Source organism: uncultured Ilumatobacter sp., assembly GCF_963980585.1.
GTDB lineage: Bacteria > Actinomycetota > Acidimicrobiia > Acidimicrobiales > Ilumatobacteraceae > Ilumatobacter_A.
The window spans coordinates 14354-30670 of the sequence record NZ_CAXCAM010000018.1 but is presented as its reverse complement, the minus strand read 5'-3'; the positions used below and the strand labels follow the sequence as shown (position 1 = coordinate 30670).

At 64.0% G+C, this 16317-nt stretch carries 16 protein-coding genes; 10 read left to right on the top strand and 6 right to left on the bottom strand.

Translation table 11 applies throughout. The annotated features are described in order from the left end of the window. Positions 1 to 25: 25 nt before the first annotated feature. Positions 26 to 1168 (bottom strand): CaiB/BaiF CoA transferase family protein, encoded by a 1143-nt coding sequence (locus ACH2DW_RS07790; protein WP_394929167.1) that lies wholly within the window; start codon positions 1166 to 1168, stop codon positions 26 to 28. Positions 1169 to 1206: 38 nt separating this feature from the next. Continuing rightward, entirely contained in the window at positions 1207 to 2193 is a 987-nt protein-coding gene (locus tag ACH2DW_RS07785) for a putative zinc-binding metallopeptidase (protein ID WP_394929166.1), read from the bottom strand. Positions 2194 to 2390: 197 nt separating this feature from the next. On the opposite strand from ACH2DW_RS07785, the gene ACH2DW_RS07780 reads away from it, so the two are divergent. From ACH2DW_RS07780 to ACH2DW_RS07735, 10 genes are all read left to right on the top strand, one after another. Continuing rightward, positions 2391 to 3305, top strand: a complete 915-nt coding sequence (locus ACH2DW_RS07780) for a hydroxymethylglutaryl-CoA lyase (RefSeq protein ID WP_394929165.1) — start codon at positions 2391 to 2393, stop codon at positions 3303 to 3305. Between the two features lie 60 nt (positions 3306 to 3365). After that, positions 3366 to 4325 carry an ArsA-related P-loop ATPase gene (locus tag ACH2DW_RS07775; protein WP_394929164.1) on the top strand — a complete coding sequence of 320 codons (960 nt, stop codon included), beginning with the start codon at positions 3366 to 3368 and terminating at the stop codon, positions 4323 to 4325. Next, complete coding sequence (locus tag ACH2DW_RS07770) at positions 4322 to 5410, top strand: ArsA family ATPase (RefSeq protein WP_394929163.1); 1089 nt, start codon at positions 4322 to 4324, stop codon at positions 5408 to 5410. The genes ACH2DW_RS07775 and ACH2DW_RS07770 overlap by 4 nt, the downstream gene beginning before the upstream one ends. Before the next feature lie 56 nt (positions 5411 to 5466). Further along, positions 5467 to 6462 carry a serine hydrolase domain-containing protein gene (locus ACH2DW_RS07765; protein ID WP_394929162.1) on the top strand — a complete coding sequence of 332 codons (996 nt, stop codon included), beginning with the start codon at positions 5467 to 5469 and terminating at the stop codon, positions 6460 to 6462. Between the two features lie 156 nt (positions 6463 to 6618). Beyond that, on the top strand, positions 6619 to 8046 hold the full coding sequence (locus tag ACH2DW_RS07760) for a YbhN family protein (protein WP_394929161.1): 1428 nt from the start codon (positions 6619 to 6621) through the stop codon (positions 8044 to 8046). Further along, positions 8033 to 8548, top strand: a complete 516-nt coding sequence (locus ACH2DW_RS07755; RefSeq protein WP_394929160.1) for a MaoC family dehydratase — start codon at positions 8033 to 8035, stop codon at positions 8546 to 8548. Before ACH2DW_RS07760 ends, ACH2DW_RS07755 begins: the two co-directional genes overlap by 14 nt. Further along, positions 8532 to 9335 (top strand): class I SAM-dependent methyltransferase, encoded by an 804-nt coding sequence (locus ACH2DW_RS07750; protein WP_394929159.1) that lies wholly within the window; start codon positions 8532 to 8534, stop codon positions 9333 to 9335. The genes ACH2DW_RS07755 and ACH2DW_RS07750 overlap by 17 nt, the downstream gene beginning before the upstream one ends. Beyond that, on the top strand, positions 9332 to 10174 hold the full coding sequence (locus ACH2DW_RS07745) for an A/G-specific adenine glycosylase (protein WP_394929158.1): 843 nt from the start codon (positions 9332 to 9334) through the stop codon (positions 10172 to 10174). The genes ACH2DW_RS07750 and ACH2DW_RS07745 overlap by 4 nt, the downstream gene beginning before the upstream one ends. A gap of 40 nt (positions 10175 to 10214) precedes the next feature. Then, the gene (locus tag ACH2DW_RS07740) at positions 10215 to 11291 is read left to right on the top strand and encodes an HpcH/HpaI aldolase/citrate lyase family protein (RefSeq protein WP_394929157.1); all 1077 of its coding nucleotides are present in this window, start codon (positions 10215 to 10217) and stop codon (positions 11289 to 11291) included. Between the two features lie 26 nt (positions 11292 to 11317). Further along, on the top strand, positions 11318 to 12184 hold the full coding sequence (locus ACH2DW_RS07735) for an HpcH/HpaI aldolase/citrate lyase family protein (RefSeq protein WP_394929192.1): 867 nt from the start codon (positions 11318 to 11320) through the stop codon (positions 12182 to 12184). Positions 12185 to 12244: 60 nt separating this feature from the next. Here the strand turns inward: ACH2DW_RS07735 and ACH2DW_RS07730 are convergent, their stop codons facing one another. Genes ACH2DW_RS07730 through ACH2DW_RS07715 form a run of 4 tightly spaced genes read right to left on the bottom strand, consistent with a single transcriptional unit; the run spans position 12245 to position 16252 of the window. Further along, on the bottom strand, positions 12245 to 13354 hold the full coding sequence (locus tag ACH2DW_RS07730; RefSeq protein ID WP_394929156.1) for a TauD/TfdA dioxygenase family protein: 1110 nt from the start codon (positions 13352 to 13354) through the stop codon (positions 12245 to 12247). Between the two features lie 28 nt (positions 13355 to 13382). Further along, a complete protein-coding gene (locus ACH2DW_RS07725; protein ID WP_394929155.1) occupies positions 13383 to 13898 on the bottom strand; it encodes a UGSC family (seleno)protein in 516 nt (171 codons plus the stop codon). A 9-nt stretch (positions 13899 to 13907) separates the two neighbouring features. After that, on the bottom strand, positions 13908 to 15368 hold the full coding sequence (locus tag ACH2DW_RS07720; RefSeq protein ID WP_394929154.1) for a thioredoxin family protein: 1461 nt from the start codon (positions 15366 to 15368) through the stop codon (positions 13908 to 13910). Continuing rightward, positions 15365 to 16252: an alpha/beta fold hydrolase gene (locus ACH2DW_RS07715; protein WP_394929153.1), complete on the bottom strand. Its 888-nt coding sequence runs from the start codon at positions 16250 to 16252 to the stop codon at positions 15365 to 15367. The genes ACH2DW_RS07720 and ACH2DW_RS07715 overlap by 4 nt, the downstream gene beginning before the upstream one ends. Positions 16253 to 16317 lie beyond the last annotated feature (65 nt).

The following is a 16317-nucleotide window of genomic DNA, read 5'->3' as shown; positions in this document are numbered from 1 at the left end:
CCGAACGCCGTCGGTCTGATACCTCTCAGCGATACAGGTTTGTGTGTTCGCCGAGGACGGGGCCGACGTCGCGGATTGATCCCGGCGTTCGGCTGAACTTCGGGACCACGCCCAACATGGCGGTGTCGATACCGGCGCGAGAGGTGAACCGCTGCACCATCTCGCGAGCGAGGTAGTGCTCGTCGGTCAGCATGTCGGCTGCGGTATAGACGCGGCCGGCCGGGACGCTGTGCTCACGCAACAAGCCGAGCAGATCGTCGCTGTCGATGGTCTTGGTCCAGTCAGCGATGATTCCGTCAAGCTGATGCTCACGCTCGCCGCGGGCGCCATGCGTTGCCCACATCGGGTCACTGGCCATCTCGGGCTGGTCCATCGCAGTACACAGTCGGGCGAACACGGCGTCGGCATTCCCGGCGATCAGTACCTCTGAGCCGTCGCGGGTGGGGTAGGCATTTGCCGGCGCCACACCCCGCAACGTTCCGCCTGACCTGGAGCGGAGCACTCCGGCCACGTCATAGTCGGCCATCGACGACTCCATCAGCGCGGCGACTGCCTCGTAGATCGCGACGTCGACTTCCTGGCCTTTCCCGCTGACTGCCCGCTCGTGCAGGGCGGCCAATGTGCCGATCACGGCGAACATCGCCGCAAGTGAGTCACCAAGGCTGATGCCGCAGCGGGCTGGAGCCCGGTCGGCGTCACCGGTGGTGTGGCGGATGCCGCCGATGGCCTCGCCGATCGAGCCGAAACCAGCCTCCGATGAACGCGGTCCGGTCTGGCCGAAGCCCGACACGTGGGTGACGATGACTCCCGGATTCGCCACCGTGAGGGTCGAATAGTCAAGACCGAATTTGGCGAGCGTGCCAGGCCGAAAGTTTTCGAGCACGACATCGCACTCGGTACCCAGCTGTTGCACCATGGCAAGGTCGTCAGCATCCCTGAGATCGGCGACGACCGACTGCTTGTTGCGTGCAATGGTCGGCCACCAGAGGCTCCCGCTGTCGACAGTGACACCCCAGCGGCGCATCGGGTCGCCGCCGTCGGGCGACTCGATCTTGATCACCTCGGCGCCGTAGTCACCGAAGAGTTGACCAGCGAACGGTCCCGCGATGAAATTGCCGAGTTCGAGGACGCGGACGCCACTCAGGGGGCCATCAGTGTCAGCGCTCACGGCTCCATTGTGACGCGTCCAGCTCCTCGCGCCTCAGATCAGCCTTCACCGCACGGTTCGAAGTTGTTCTCAAGCGGGCCGATGCCTGCGGTCACCGCCCGGTCGCGGAACTCGACCAGACCCGGTTGGTCATTCATCCAATCGAGCTTGGCCTGCACCGCATCGGTGCCGGCATCCAACTGGAAGACATACGCGCTGAAAGATTCTGCGAAATCTTCTTCCGGACTGCTGGCGGCGTAGGGACCGAGGAATCCGGGGTTGATGCTGCACCGATCTTCGCCAGCGCTGCCGCTTGCCTCCTCACTCGGATCGATCTCGTCGATCAGACCGTCGTCCCAGAACAGTGCGACCCACTGTGCCATCAGCGAGTCGGGGAGGTAGCAGCCTTCGCCATTGTCGTACGTTGCGCAGTTGTCTTCCGACTCAGCACTCCGGTCGATCTGCGAGGGCAGTGCGGTGAACACGTGGCTGAACTCGTGCGCCATCGTGAGCAGAGCTTCATTTGGATCTTCCTCGTAGGACTCGAGGTTGATGGACATCTGGAACAAGGTGCCGTCGTCGTCGAGCGTGTTGACAAACGCCAACGTGACTTCATCGCCGCCCTCGGTGCTTTCGAAGGAGCCGAACACTCCAAGGTCAGCGAGCTGGAGTGATGGAGTGATGGCCGAGAGCGCTTCCCAGGCCTGAGTCAATGTGGGGTCGTCGTCGCCGAAGCATGCGGCGCCAAGTGCACCGCCGACCACGTAGTGGGCGGTCGTGAATGTCGACGTCTCGTCCTCGCCGAGTCCCTCCGCAGAGCAATCGACGTCATCGCGAGTGAGCGACATGTCAACGGTGCCGGCCGCTCCCGCAGCGTCGCCCTCGTACTCGTCGCCGTACTCATCGTCGTACTCGTCGCCGAACTCGTCGTCGTACTCGTATTCGGCGTCGAACTCGGTCGATGCGTCTGCGACGTCATCGTCACTGTCGGACCCGCATGCTGCAAACAGCAGCGCTGCTGAGATGAAGGCAGTGGACAGTTTCATCGACGTTGATCTGAGCACGTGGTGACTCCGTGGTGGTACGAGCTGATTTGTCGAGTGGTCAGGACGACGCTGGACAACTCAACCGTATTCGACCGGTGCGCGCTCGCCGAGGCCAATCGGCAGTTGTGTGGCGCTCGTCATAGACGCTCGTTCACGCGAGAGCGGTTGGCGTGATCGGGTTCGGCAAGACTGTGTAGGTGAACGATCTTCCTTCCAGCATCATCCTGCGCGACGTCTCGATGCGTGACGGTCTGCAAGACGAAGCCCCCGTCCCGACCGAAACGAAACTGGCACTTTTCGAAGCCCTGGTCGCGGCCGGCGTCCGCGAACTCGAACTCACGAGCTTCGTGCGACCCGACCGAGTGCCCGCCATGGCCGACGCCGACGAATTGTGCGCCGCGACCGCTGGCTCCGAGGTCGTGCGGTGGGGCCTCGTGCTCAACCGTCGGGGCGCGGAACGTGCCATGGCAGCGGGCCTCACGCATCTGCAATACGTCGTTTCGGTCAGCGACACCCACAGCCGCCACAACGCAGGCGCTGGGACCGATGATGCCATTGCCGCATTCGAAGCGCTCGCCGCGCCAATGATCGATCAGGGTGCGGTGATCGAGATGACGCTGTCGACAGCATTCGGCTGCCCGTACGAGCAGCGGATCGATCCGGCCCGCGTGGTTGACGTCGCCCGCCGGGTGGTCGACGCCGGTGCGTCCTCGATCGGCCTTGCCGACACCATCGGTGTGGCCGTGCCGCCCGAGGTGACGTTCCTGGTCGAGCACGTCACGTCAGCTGTCGACGTGTCGATCGGAGCCCACATGCACGACACGCGGGGGCTGGCAGTCGCCAACGGTCTGGCAGCGCTTGCTGCCGGAGCCAACCGCATCGACGCTGCCGTTGGCGGTCTTGGGGGCTGCCCGTTTGCCCCGGGAGCGAGTGGAAACGTCGCCATCGAAGACGTTGCACACGCGCTCGAAGCCATGGGCGTTGACACCGGCTGCTCAGTATCGGGCCTGATCGATGCCGCGGCGTTGGCATGCGGTGCCGTTGGCCGGCCAGTGGCCAGCCATGTCGGTGTTGCGGGACCCCGGTTCGCGGAGTCGGCCGAGGTCGCCTAACGAGGCAATTTCTGCAGATACCGTGACATCGATGGCCGCTGCTGACGAATCGATCTGTCGATGACGGACTGGCTCACGCAGAGCAGCGTCGTCGTCGTTGCCGGTAAGGGTGGCGTTGGCTCGTCCACGGTCGCCGCAGCGCACGCGCTCGCGGCAGCACAGCAGGGCGCCGACGTCCTGTTCATTGCCGTCGACGGTCGACCCGGCATGGGTGAGCTGCTCGGCGGCCGCGAGATCAATGATCGTGACCACGTGCTGCAACGCAAGGTTGGCGGCCCTGGCGGCGGCACGATCCGCGCTCGTAGCATCCCCGCTGAGCAGGCCTTTGGCGATTATCTCGAGCTGAAGGGCGTCGGTGGACTGCTGCGCCGTGCCGCATCGGCCGCCTCGCTCCCGATGATTGCTGCGGCCACGCCCGGGCTCGAACATTTGCTGGTGCTGGGCAAGATCAAAGAACTCGAACGGGACAAGACCGCTGACCTGATCATCGTCGACGCTCCGCCCGCCGGTCATGCCGCACCCTTCCTCCGGTCGGCCTCGGGGCTCTCCGACGTCGTGAAGTCCGGTCCCGTACTCGATCAGGCCCAAGAGGTGAGCGAGATGCTTGCCGACCCTGCCCGCTGCATGGCACTGCTCGTTGCGTTGCCCGAGGAGACCCCGATCACCGAAATGATCGAACTGGCCAACGAACTCGGCGATGACCTGGGCATCTCGCTCCTGCCGCTCGTCGTCAACGCATGCTGGCCCGACCGTCCCGGCCTCGACAAGTCACCGGCGATGGCCGCACGCTCGCACAAGATCAAGCTGTCGGCAGCGGCCAAGTCCTCGCTCGAGTCCGCTGCGGCGTTCGGCCGAAGCCGCCTGGCCCAACAGCGCGAGCAGATCGAGCGACTCGCTACTGCTCGCGCCGAGCCGATCTTTACGCTGCCTCGTCTTGCCACTCCGCGACTTGATGCCGCCGATCTCGAGCTTCTCGCCGATGCGCTTGCCAGCGCTGTTCCGATCGGTGCGACGCAGTGACCTCGCTCGAAGTCGCCGTCACCGAGGCCAAGCTGATGCTCACCTGTGGCCCGGGAGGAGTGGGCAAGACGACCACGGCCGCCGCGCTGGGCGTCGCTGCGGCGCAGGCAGGTCGACGAACCGTCGTGGTCACCGTCGATCCTGCCCGGCGTCTCGCAGACGCACTTGGGCTTGGCGATGATGCCGAAGCCGACGAGCCGCACCAGGTCCCCGGGATCACCACTGGCGCCAACGATGGTGAACTCTGGGCGCTCATGCTTGATGCCGAGCAGACCTTCGACCGTCTCGTCCGCGATCAGTCGAGCAACAAGAAGCAAGCCGATGCGGTCCTGAACAACCCCGTCTACCAGGCAATATCTGGATCTCTGTCGGGTGCGCAGGAGTACATGGCCATCGAACGGCTGCACCAACTGCACTCGAGTGGTGAGTGGGATCTGGTCATTGTTGATACCCCGCCGAGCCGTCATGCCATCGACTTACTCGAAGCTCCTGACCGGCTCGTCGGCTTCCTCGGCCACCCCGTCTACCGTGCGCTCACTGCCGGCCAGCGGGCATTCGCGAAGATTACCGACACCGCCGCCTCCATGTTTCTGTGGGCAGTGAAGCGACTCGCCGGCCCGCAGATCGTCGAAGACACCATCGGGTTCTTCCGGTCGCTCGCGAACATCGAAGGCGGTCTCCGCAAGCGCGCCAAGGAAGTCTCTGCGTTGCTGCGCGATGAGAACACCGCATTCATCGTCGTATCGAGCCCGCGGTCCGAGGCCGTCGGCGAAGCCAAACATTTGCTCGACGCGCTGCATGAGAAGAGGTTCCCCTTCGCTGGTCTCGTGGTCAACCTGATCCACCCGATGCCCGAGCCCCTCGCCGACGAAGATGCACTGCTGCTCGCCGATCTCGACGACGGTCCCCTTGCTGACCACGTCGCTTGGCACGCGGAACTGACCCACCTTGCTGTGGCCGAGCGCGCCGAACTGGTCGAACTCGAGGTGCTGGCGGGCGACGCCCCCATCATCGAGCTGCCGCTGCTCGAGGTCGACATCCACGACGTCCCCGGTCTCATCGACCTCTCTGCTCGCCTCGTCTGACGCTCCGGTTGGCTGCAGGCCAATTTGTTCTCGGCGCGCCAAGCTACGGTGCGCAGATGTCCGAAGTCGCCTCCCTTGTCGATGCGCTTTTCTCGCGCCCAGAAAGCGAGGGTCGGTCACTCGCATTGCTGATTCAGCAGCATGGTGAGGTGATCGCCGAGCAGTACGGCACTCAGCCCGCCAACGATTTTCAGCCGGCATCGAATCTCGACGCCGACTCGACGCTGATCTCTTGGAGCATGGCCAAGTCGGTCACCCACGCCGCGGTCGGGATCCTGGTCGCTGACGGTCTCCTTGACGTCGATGCACCGGCACCGGTGGCTGCGTGGGCGGGTACGCCGAAGGCTGAAATCACCACGCTGCAACTGCTCGAGATGCGCTCGGGCCTTCACTTCATCGAGGACTACGTCGACGGGGAGACTTCGAACTGCCTCGAAATGCTCTTCGGCGAGAGTGGGCCGAGCCACGCCGAATACGCAGCAGGCCAACCGCTGGTTCATGAACCTGGCACGGTGTGGAGCTACTCGTCGGGAACGTCGAATATTGTCGCTCGCATCATCGGGGACATCGTCAACGGTTCGGCCGGTGGCGACCCAGCCGAGCGTGAGGCCTCGATGCGCGCCTTCCTCACTGACCGGCTCTTCGGCCCCGCCGGCATGGCATCGGCCGAACCGAAGTTCGACGGTGCAGGCGACTTTGTCGGATCGTCCTACGTCTACGCATCGGCTCGCGACTTCATGCGGTTCGGCGAGCTCTACCGTCACGACGGAGTGGCCGACCTCGGAGCGGGCGAGCGCATTCTTCCACCTGGCTGGACGGCGCATGCGGCGCACCAGATCGCCACCGACGACGAGACCGGATTCGGCTACGGACGACACTGGTGGTCGTGGCCCGATTTCCCAGGGAGCTACTCATGTCACGGCTACGCAGGCCAGTTCATCGTGGTCGTCCCGAATGCCGAGATCGTGCTCGTCCATCTTGGGCAGACGGACATTTCCGTCGCGCCGGCACTACGCACGCGGCTCAACGCGATGCTCCGGACACTCAGCTGATCACGCCGCAACCGATTGGCTGTGCGCGGAGCAATGAGCCAACCGTTCACGCCATCGTTCACGCCACCGTTCACGCCACCGTTCACGCCACCGTTCACGCCACCGTTCACGCCACAATGCGTCGTGTCATGCCCGCTGATCATGTAGGAAGTACTCGTGACTGTTGAGCCGGGTGAGCCGGACGCGCCGGGCGAGCCGGACGAGCTTGAATCGGGGGCGCCGGACGCCCACGACAAGACCCACGAGATGGATCGTGAGGTCTTGCCAACCGGTGAGCTGGCCGCATTGCCGCAGCTCGACGTCAAGTTGAAGCCACGCATCCGTCCGATCCGGTTCGGCGTGAGGATGGCGCTGTTCGCACTCGTCGTCTGGTTCGCCATCGGCTTGTTGCCCAAGTTCGTTCAGGCCGCCAGCGAACTTCGTAACGTCAGCCCAGTTCTGCTCGCTGTTGGGTTTGCGCTGGAAATCATCGCGCTCTACTTCTACTCGCTGCTTACTCGCGCCGCGCTCGGCGAGGCCGGCGCGTCCCTGTCGGGGATGCGCATGTTCCGCATCCAGCTCTCAACCAGGGCGCTGACCAATGTCGTGCCAGGTGGCAATGCGGCGGGCTCGGCGCTTGGCTACCGACTGCTCACCCTGTCCGGAATCAAGGGTCCGGATGCCGGCTTCGCGCTGGCGACCGCCGGCATTGGTTCAGCAGTGGTGCTCAACCTGGTGTTCTGGCTCGGGCTCATCGTGTCGATTCCCCGGCGTGGCGTCAACCCGGTGTACGGAACGGCAGCGTTGACCGGCATCATCGTCATCGGCATTGCCGCGTTCCTCGTGATCGGAATCATGGAGGGGCAGGGGCGTGCCGAGCAGTTCATCCGGTGGATTGCGCGCAAGCTTCGAATGAACGAAGACCGCCTTGCTGGTGCACTGCACCAGATTGCTGAACGCCTCGAGGAACTGATCAGCGATCGTGCCCTGCTCAAGCGGGTCGTGATCTTCGCGCTGCTGAACTGGCTCTTCGATGCTGCCGCCCTCTGGGTGTTCCTGCGCGCGTTCGGCGGTTCGCTCGACATCGATGCCCTGATCGTTGCGTTCGGGTTCGCCAACCTCCTGGCTGCAGTTCCGATCACTCCGGGTGGGCTGGGCTACGTCGACATCGCCTACGTCGGGCTGTTCATTTCGTTCGGGCTCACCGAGAACGTTGCAACGCTCGGCGTCGCCGCCTATCGATTCGCACAGTTCTTCTTTCCGATCTTCCTCGGGGCTGTGTCGTACGCATCCTTGCGCGTCGGCCCGTGGAAGATCGAGAAGCGCGACCGACTGGCAAATCTTCGCGATCTGGCTCGGACCGAGGCGGCAAAGGGCGAGACCAAGATCGATTTTGCGCTCCGGTGGGGTCGCCGCGCCCCGGTCGCTGATTTGATCGCAGCGACCGACGGTGTCGAATTTGTCGACAACGTCGACCTGAGTCACGTCGACCTCGCGGCCCTCGCCGAGGCTCGTACGGATGACGACGGTCAGGGGGACAGCGACGCTGGTATTGGATCAGAGGGCGACCCGGGCGATACGTTGCCCGTTCATGACGACACATGAGCGCCCCTTTGGTCGATGCCTCGAAGACTTCGCCCCTGGCGACATCCTTCGCCACTGGCCCGGCAAGACCATCACAGAGTACGACGATCATCTCTTCTGCATGATCACGATGAACCATCACCCGCTGCACACCAACGACTGGTTTGCGGCGGAGTCGGTGCAGGGGCGCAACGTCGTCGTCGGCAACCTTGTTTACAGCCTGGTGCTCGGCATGAGTGTCCCCGATGTGAGCGGCGCCGCCATCGCGAATCTCGAAGTCGAGACCCTTCAGCACAAGTTTCCGACGTTCCATGGCGACACCATCCATGCCGAGACCCGCGTGCTCGAGGTGAAGGAGTCGAAGTCGAAGCCCGACCGCGGCATCGTCACGGTCGAGACCAAGGGCTTCAACCAGGATGGCAAGGAAGTCTGCTACTTCAAGCGCAAGGTGCTGATCTGGAAGAAGGACGCCGCGCCCGATCGTGCTCGGCCGTACGACGGCACCGATGTCTGGGCCGACTGAACCTGAATTCTCCGGCCCTGATCGGGTCCGGCTGGCGCAGTCGTTCGGCGCAACAGCAGCGGCTTACGAGCTTGGCCGGCCCGAGTACCCCGATGAGGCACTGACCTTCTGGGACGACTGTGGCGCTTTCGAGCGGGACAACGTCATCCTCGATCTTGCTGCGGGAACCGGCAAGTTGACGCGGTTGCTGCCCATGATCTGCAACTTGCATGCGGTCGAGCCCCTCGCCCAGATGCGTGCCGAGTTCAGCCGAGCGGTGCCTGATGTCGAGGTACTCGATGGAACGGCCGAGCAGATCCCGTTTCCCCCCGGCACGTTCGACGCAGTCCTCGTGGGTCAGGCTTTCCACTGGTTTGATCACCAGGTCGCTCTCGACGAGATCGCTCGGGTACTCAAGCCAGGCGGCGGTGTCGGAATGATCTGGAATGAAGATGATGTCGACGCGGCGCCATGGCTCGCCGACGTGGTCGACGAGAAGCGAGCGACCGCCGCATCGACCGTCATCGGAGAGCATCCGGTTGTCGAGATCATCGACGCGAACTCTGGCTTCGGGCCGGCTGAGACCTTCGAGTGCCGCTGGGAGCATCTCACCAGCGTTGAAGGCGTGCTGGCGGACATGTTGTCACGGAGCTACGTCAGCGTGCTGCCGCCCGACGAACAGCTCACCGTGCTGACCCGCACGCGCCAAGCGATCGAGCGACATCTCGGTAGCGATGTCGAGACGATCTCGTACCCGTACCGAACCACAACAATCTGGTCACCACTCGTCGCGGCCACTCCAGCGTGAGTCAACGACCAAGCGGTCCGCTTGACGCCGGCGCGGTGCTCGGGTGGGGAGTGCCGACGATGCGTGACCTGCCATGGCGCGCCGAGCGCGATCCGTGGCGAATTCTCGTCAGCGAGGTGATGTTGCAGCAGACCCAGGTCGAGCGAGTGATCCCGAAGTGGAACGCGTTCCTCGCAGCGTTCCCGACGCCTGCTGATTGTGCCACCGCGTCGCTCGGCGATGTGCTGCGGCTGTGGCAGGGTCTCGGATATCCGCGACGTGCACGCAACCTGCAGGCAGCGGCCGTTGTTGTTGTCGACCTGCACGGCGGCAAGTTGCCCGATGATCTCGACGGTCTGCTCGCCCTTCCGGGGATTGGCCCGTACACCGCTCGCGCCGTGCTGGCCTTTGCCTTTGAACGCGATGTCGCGGTGGTCGACACGAACATTGCGCGCATCTTGGCGCGCACAGCAGGGGAGCGGCTGACTCCCAAACGAGCCCAGGAGCGTGCTGATGAGGCCGTTCCTGCTGGCCAGGGTTGGGTTTGGAACCAGGTGGTGATGGACCTCGGGGCCACACTGTGCCGCCCGACCCCGACGTGCACTCCATGTCCGCTTGCGGGATCGTGTGACTGGCACCTCGCAGGCCACCCGCACCCTGACCCCGCGACCGGATCAGCAGGGGTGAGCGGCAAGCAAGCCCGGTTCGAAGGCAGCGACCGACAAGCGCGCGGCAAGGTCCTCGCCGCAGTCGGTGCCGAGGCCCGACCCGCAGCCGACTTCGACGACCGGATCATCGCCGGGCTCGTTGCCGACGGGCTCGTCATCGTGTCGGATGACACGGTCCGCCTGCCCGAGTGAATTCCTGCCCGGCCAGCCGACCGATCTATCGTCGGAGTTGATGCGTCCCGCCAAAGACTTCTTCCGTCCCCTTGCCGTCGGTGCCCCAGCGCCCGTCCGCGAGATCCCGTTCCCTCCGAGTCGGATGATTCACTTCTTCCCGGCGGCGAACGAGAAGATGCGTTCGAAGGTGCCGCAGATCGCGCCGACGGTCGACATTTTGCTCGCCAACCTCGAAGACGGGGTGCCTGCGGACCAGAAAGAGGCCGCCCGCGCCGGGTTGGTCGAAGTCGCCCAGACCGTCGACTTCGGGGCCACTCAGTTTTGGACCCGAGTCAACAGTCTCGATTCGCCTTGGGGCCTGGATGACCTGACCGCCGCGGTGCTCGAAGCTGGTGAGGCACTCGACGTCATCATGATCCCGAAGGTGGAGGGGCCGGAGGACATCCACTATGTCGACCGCCTGCTCGCTCAGCTCGAGGCCAAGGCGGGGCTGACGAAGCCGATCCTTGTGCACGCCATCCTGGAGACCGCACGGGGTATGGCAAATGTTGAAGAAATCTGCGCAGCGTCGCCACGCATGCAGGGCCTGTCACTCGGTCCGGCCGATCTCGCGGCCAACCGTCGCATGAAGACCACCCGTGTTGGCGGAGGTCATCCCGGCTACCTGGTGCGCACCGACCCACCATTGGCGACTCAGGAAGACGGAACGGTCGAGACCGATATCAACGCCGATCGAACCACGTATCAACAGGATCTGTGGCACTACACCATTGCGCGCATGGTCGATGCCTGCGTGATGAACGGCATCCTCCCGTTCTACGGGCCGTTCGGCGACATCAAGGACACGGTTGCTTGCGAAGACCAGTTCCGCAACGCCTACCTGCTCGGCTGCGTTGGCGCCTGGAGCCTCCACCCCGTCCAGATCGATGTGGCCAAGAAAGTCTTCAGCCCTGACCCGACCGACGTCGCACATGCCCAGCGCGTGATCGCGGCAATGGGCGACGGCACCGGGGCGCTGATGCTCGACGGCAAGATGGAAGACGACGCTTCGGTCAAGCAGTGCCACGTCGTCGTCGAACTCGCCAAGGCCCTGTCTGCCAGCGACCCTGAACTCGCCGCCAGTTACGGATTCTGAAAGAGACGACGATGCCCACCAGCTCAATGCCAGATCTTCGCCCCCGCCGTTCGGTGCTCTACATGCCCGCAGCCAACGAGCGAGCGATCGAAAAAGCGAAGGCCATTCCGGCTGATGCGATCATCTTCGACCTCGAAGATGCGGTGGCCCCCGATGCCAAGCCTGCAGCGCGCGCTCAGGCGGTTGCCGCTGTCCGGTCGGGCGAGTACGGCAACCGCGAGTTGACCATTCGCTGCAACGGTCTTGACACCGAGTGGGGTGCCAGCGACATCGCAGCCGCCGGCGCCGCGTCGCCGTCAGCAGTCGTGATCCCCAAAGTTGACACCGTCGAGCAGGTGGACGCAGTGTCGGCACAACTCGACGCAGCGGGAGCATCTGAGAGCACGTTGATCTGGCCGATGATTGAAACCCCGACAGCGATGTTCAACGTCCGTTCGATTGCGGCGCATCCGCGTGTCGCTGTGCTCGTGATGGGCACCAATGACCTCGCGAAAGAGCTGCGTTCGCCCATCGTGGCAGGCCGTCATCCGCTCGTGCCGCACCTCGCCACCGCACTGCTCGCTGCTCGCGAGGCAGGCAAGGTCATCCTCGACGGTGTCTACAACGACGTGAAGGATCCAGATGGCTTCGCCGCTGAGTGTCGGCAGGGCATGGAGATGGGCTTTGACGGAAAGACGCTGATTCATCCCAGCCAGGTCGAGCCGGCCAACGACGTGTGGGCGCCGAGTGCCGACGAAGTCGAGTACGCGCAGCGAGTCATCGCTGCATTCGACGAGGCTGTTGCCGAGGGCAAGGGTGTCGTGACTGTCGATGGTCGCATGATCGAGAACCTTCACGTTGACAGTGCCCGCCGTGTGCTTGCCACGTCAGCCGCCATCACCGCGTTGCGGTAGTGACGTCTGGTCCCGACCCCGCCGTCACCGAGTGACGCCTGCTCCCGACCCCGACGTCACTCAGTCGAGGTTGTTGTAGGGGCGGTCACCGCTGATGGTGACGCGGCGCAGTACTCGCTTGTGTGGGTAGTAGTCGCTTGCGGCGTAGTGCTGCACGGCCCGGTTGTCCCAGAAGGCGATCGAGCCGGCCTGCCAGGGGAATCGACAGATGTACTCGGGCCGCCCGTGTTGAGCGAGTAGTGCGGTGACGATCTGCTTCGACTCGTTCGGATCGAGCGTGTCGCCCGTGCGACGGTCGAACAGGGACTCGTGGCGGAGAAACCCGCCGTGGAGATAGAGCGCCGGCTTGCCTGTTTCGGGATGGGTGCGTACGAGTGGATGTGTGACTCCAAACGGAATGCGTTCCTTCACCTCGGCGACCAAGGCGTCGGGCATCGCGCCTTGGCCGCGTCCCTGGATGAAGATGCGGTAGTCGTTGATGCCGCTCAGGTGGTTGATCCGCTCGCGCAACGCACTCGGCAGGCCGAGGTAAGCAGCGTGACTGTCTGCGAAGAGTGTGTCGCCGCCGTACGGCGGAGTCACGACGCACTGCGCTATCGAGCCGAGTGACGGCTGCTCCATCCAGGTGACGTCGGTGTGCCAGCCGTTCTCGGTACCGGGGCTGCCCGGGCCGTGGACAATCTTCAAGATGAACGGATTGTCGCCCGGCGTGCCGAACGGGAAGGCATCAAGACCGCCGAACTGTCTGCCGAACGCTGTCTGCTGGTCTTCGTCGAGGTGTTGATCGCGAAAGAAGATCACCTTGCGTTCAAGCAGAGTGTCACGGATGAGCTGCGTGAGCTCCGACGTTGGCGTCACGGTCAGGTCGACGTTGTGCAGCACCGTGCCGAGTGTGAGACCGAGATGTTCGAACTCGATGCCGTGGTCGGCAGCGCGCTGCTCCAAGTGCTCTGAGACTGGGCGGTCGCCCATCTGCTCGTACTCGCGGTACGCCCCGGCAGCCGTCGAGTTGAACGAAGCGACCAACTGCTCGATCGGCAGATCCGTCTTGTCAGCTTGATGGGTCGCTGCGCGGAACTCGTGCAGCTTGGCCGCATTTTCGATGGCGATGCGGTTGTACTCACTCAACTCGGTGCTGGTCTGTTGGTCCGTCGCGGTTGGTGGGTTCATCGGAGTCCCTCGTGTTTCGAAGTTGGGGTCAGAGCGTCAGTGCGTCCAGGATCTGGTCGAACGCCACGTCGGCGTAGGTGAGCATCTCGTCGTCGGTGCGGTCTTGAATCGGGTGCGGGGTGAATACACGCGAGACGGCCGGAAAACCGAGTGCCGTCGACTGGGCCTCTGCAGCGTCGACGAATTGGTCGGAGGCGATGAACATCGACGGGATGCCACGCAGTTCAAGATCGTTGATGTCGTGCACACTGCACGACGTGCAACTGCCTCAATCCGCCAAGGCCTCGATGACCACCTGACACTCCGTCGCGATCTGATGGCGGAGGTCGACCGGCGCCGGCTTAGCGAACGTGGGCTTGGCGTAGCGCTTGACGTTGGCTCCGATGCCAACCAATCGCTCTTCGATGCGATCGAGGAAGACGTCGCCACGCGGTTTGGAGATGTCGAGCAAGCCAACGGTGAGACCTTCGAGGGTCGACGGTCGCGCGAGACGTTCGCGTTCGACGAGTGTTTGTTCGCTGGTCGGATCGAGGAGCGCTGTCATGACACAGTTCTAGTACGCCACGGCGCGTGTGACCGGCTTGGAGCCCTTGTCACCGTTGACCCATCCGCCGATGATCTGGCTGAACAGGCCGGCTCCGCCGCCCGCATAGGTGAGCATCAGCCCGCCAGGGCGGAATTTCGGGAGCGACTCGGCGTCGCCGAATGCTTCGGGTACGCCCTCCGCAATTCCGTCGGCGCCGCGCACCAATTCTGCACCTGACCGATTGAGGTGCTCGCTGATCCCTGCAACGATCTGTTCGCGATCCCAGCCAGCATCTGCAAAGACCCGAGCGTGTTCGGGTCCCATCACCAAGATCGCGTCGAACATCATGATCAACTTCGGGTGGTTGACCGTTTGCAGCTTGAGCGCGAATGAACGGACCAATGACTCGGGTGTCCGCGACAACTGATCGACGAGACAGTGCGGCCCCTCACCAGCGAACAACGTCAGCGCATCGACGCCGTCGTCAATGCCGAGCTCGCCGGCGAGCCGTCCGTACGGCGACGTGTCGTCGGCCTCAGCGAAGCAGAAGCTGATCTTTGCCGGGCTGCCGTGCGCCGCACGATCGACCTCGCCGGGCCGACCGCCGCCGAAGTTGCGGATGACCAACTGCAAGGCACGTCCGATCGTGAGGTTGGCGCGATTGCCCTGACCCAACGCGTTGCCGCCCGAGTTCATGCCGATGGCCCGGGTGCCGGGTCCACTGCACACGATGACCGGACCGACCGGCATGGTGGTGGCAAGCAGACCGTGCATGTTGAACTCATCGGTGCACGCAGCTTCGACCGCGGTCAGTACCCATGGCAGATACTCGGGTTTACATCCGGCCATGACAGCGGCGATCGCGACTTTTTCGACGGAGATGTCGACAAGGTCGGGTGGCACGGTCGCCACGATCTCGGATCCGGCGCGACTGGTTCCGGCGAGCATCGCCATCACTCGTTGCTCGGTCGGGGGAACGACGGGCAACCCGTCCGTCCAGCCGCGGTTGAACATCATTTCCATGACGTCTTCGGCATCGGCCACGTCGACGCGGCGAGCGGCCAACTCTGATGCCCCGAAACGAACACGCAGCATGTCGACAAGATCTGGGTCGACGCTCATCGAGCCGCACCCGGGGCGCATGACGGGCAGGCCTTCACCCAGGCCGTCGACACCGGTGAGGCGTTCCCATTCGGGCCGCATCCAGCCCACCGTTCGTTCGACTTCAACACCGTTGCGGACGACGATGACGGTGGGGACGGTCTCGATCTCATGATGCCAGCTCACCGCCAGATCGGCGTCGTGTGCCGCGGTCGGCGCTGAGGGGAACGACGCGTTGTCCTGCGTGTAGACCGTCAGCTCGGTTGCAGCGTGGAGCTGTTGCAGAACCGGCACGACGGTCTGGCACGTCTCGCACTCTTCTTTGACGATGATGACGATGCCGTCGGGCAGCGTTGGCGCAGGGGCTGTGTCGGCGTTGCCGGTCATGAGAGAAACTCCAGGATCTGTGGGTTGATGACGTCGGGTGCTTCGAGGTGCAGAAAGTGCCCGACGCCGTCGATGAGTCGGATCTCGACGTGGTCGCCGACCATTGTCCGGGCCGACTCGGCGACCTCGGGTCCGATGCACCCGTCATTGACGCCGTGCAGGTACAGCGTCGGTTGCTCTGGCACAGCCTGTGTGGCGTTCTGCGCCTCGATGTGTGCCGGGTCGCGAAACGCGTCGCCCAGCGCCGCCCGGTAGTAGCCCAGGGCCGCAGCCAAGTGTTCGGGTTCGCGCAGCGCGTCTTTCACGTGCAGGAGGTCATCGGTCGCGTCGTATCCGGGCGACCAGTCCTCCCAGATCATGTCGATGAACGCCATGTCGTTGGCTGGCACCACCATGTCAGCGAGCCCGTTTTGGAAGAAGAACATGTACCAGCTCCGTTTGAGCTGATCGGTGTTGGTGACGAAGGCGAGGCCCATCGAACCGCCGGGCGGAACCGCCATCGCAATCACCTTCGCCCAACGGGTGGGCTCGATCGACGCTGCGCCGTAGACGATCGGGGCGCCCCAGTCGTGCCCGATCAGGACGGCACGGTGATCGCCGCCGAAGTGCTCGTGGAGCGCACACGCGTCAAGAGCCGAGGCGCCGGTCTGATAGGCGCCTGAGCCGGAGACCGTGCTCGGCGCGTAACCGCGAATGAACGGAGCGGCGACACGGAATCCAGCGTCTTCGAGCGCAGGCATCAGATGGCGCCACGAGTAGGCGCTGTCGGGGAAGCCGTGGATGCAGATGACCAGCGGGCGATCGTGATCATCAATCGACGGTGATGTCAGGCAGGTCAGCTCGACATCAGGCAGGATGACGGTGTGGTTGGCAAAAGCGCTCACGAGTCGAAGGTACCGCGGTGGCCTGTTACACACGTCACCAGCGCAGAGTTTGGAAGCGCAAGCAC

What these genes read in the sequence shown, in the direction of transcription:
- ACH2DW_RS07785 (WP_394929166.1), bottom strand. Translation starts at nt 2,193, where the DNA reads ATGAAACTGTCCACTGCCTTCATCTCAGCAGCGCTGCTGTTTGCAGCA.
- ACH2DW_RS07775 (WP_394929164.1), top strand. Translation starts at nt 3,366, where the DNA reads ATGACGGACTGGCTCACGCAGAGCAGCGTCGTCGTCGTTGCCGGTAAG.
- ACH2DW_RS07765 (WP_394929162.1), top strand. Translation starts at nt 5,467, where the DNA reads ATGTCCGAAGTCGCCTCCCTTGTCGATGCGCTTTTCTCGCGCCCAGAA.
- ACH2DW_RS07755 (WP_394929160.1), top strand. Translation starts at nt 8,033, where the DNA reads ATGACGACACATGAGCGCCCCTTTGGTCGATGCCTCGAAGACTTCGCC.
- ACH2DW_RS07750 (WP_394929159.1), top strand. Translation starts at nt 8,532, where the DNA reads ATGTCTGGGCCGACTGAACCTGAATTCTCCGGCCCTGATCGGGTCCGG.
- ACH2DW_RS07740 (WP_394929157.1), top strand. Translation starts at nt 10,215, where the DNA reads ATGCGTCCCGCCAAAGACTTCTTCCGTCCCCTTGCCGTCGGTGCCCCA.
- ACH2DW_RS07735 (WP_394929192.1), top strand. Translation starts at nt 11,318, where the DNA reads ATGCCAGATCTTCGCCCCCGCCGTTCGGTGCTCTACATGCCCGCAGCC.
- ACH2DW_RS07730 (WP_394929156.1), bottom strand. Translation starts at nt 13,354, where the DNA reads ATGAACCCACCAACCGCGACGGACCAACAGACCAGCACCGAGTTGAGT.
- ACH2DW_RS07720 (WP_394929154.1), bottom strand. Translation starts at nt 15,368, where the DNA reads ATGACCGGCAACGCCGACACAGCCCCTGCGCCAACGCTGCCCGACGGC.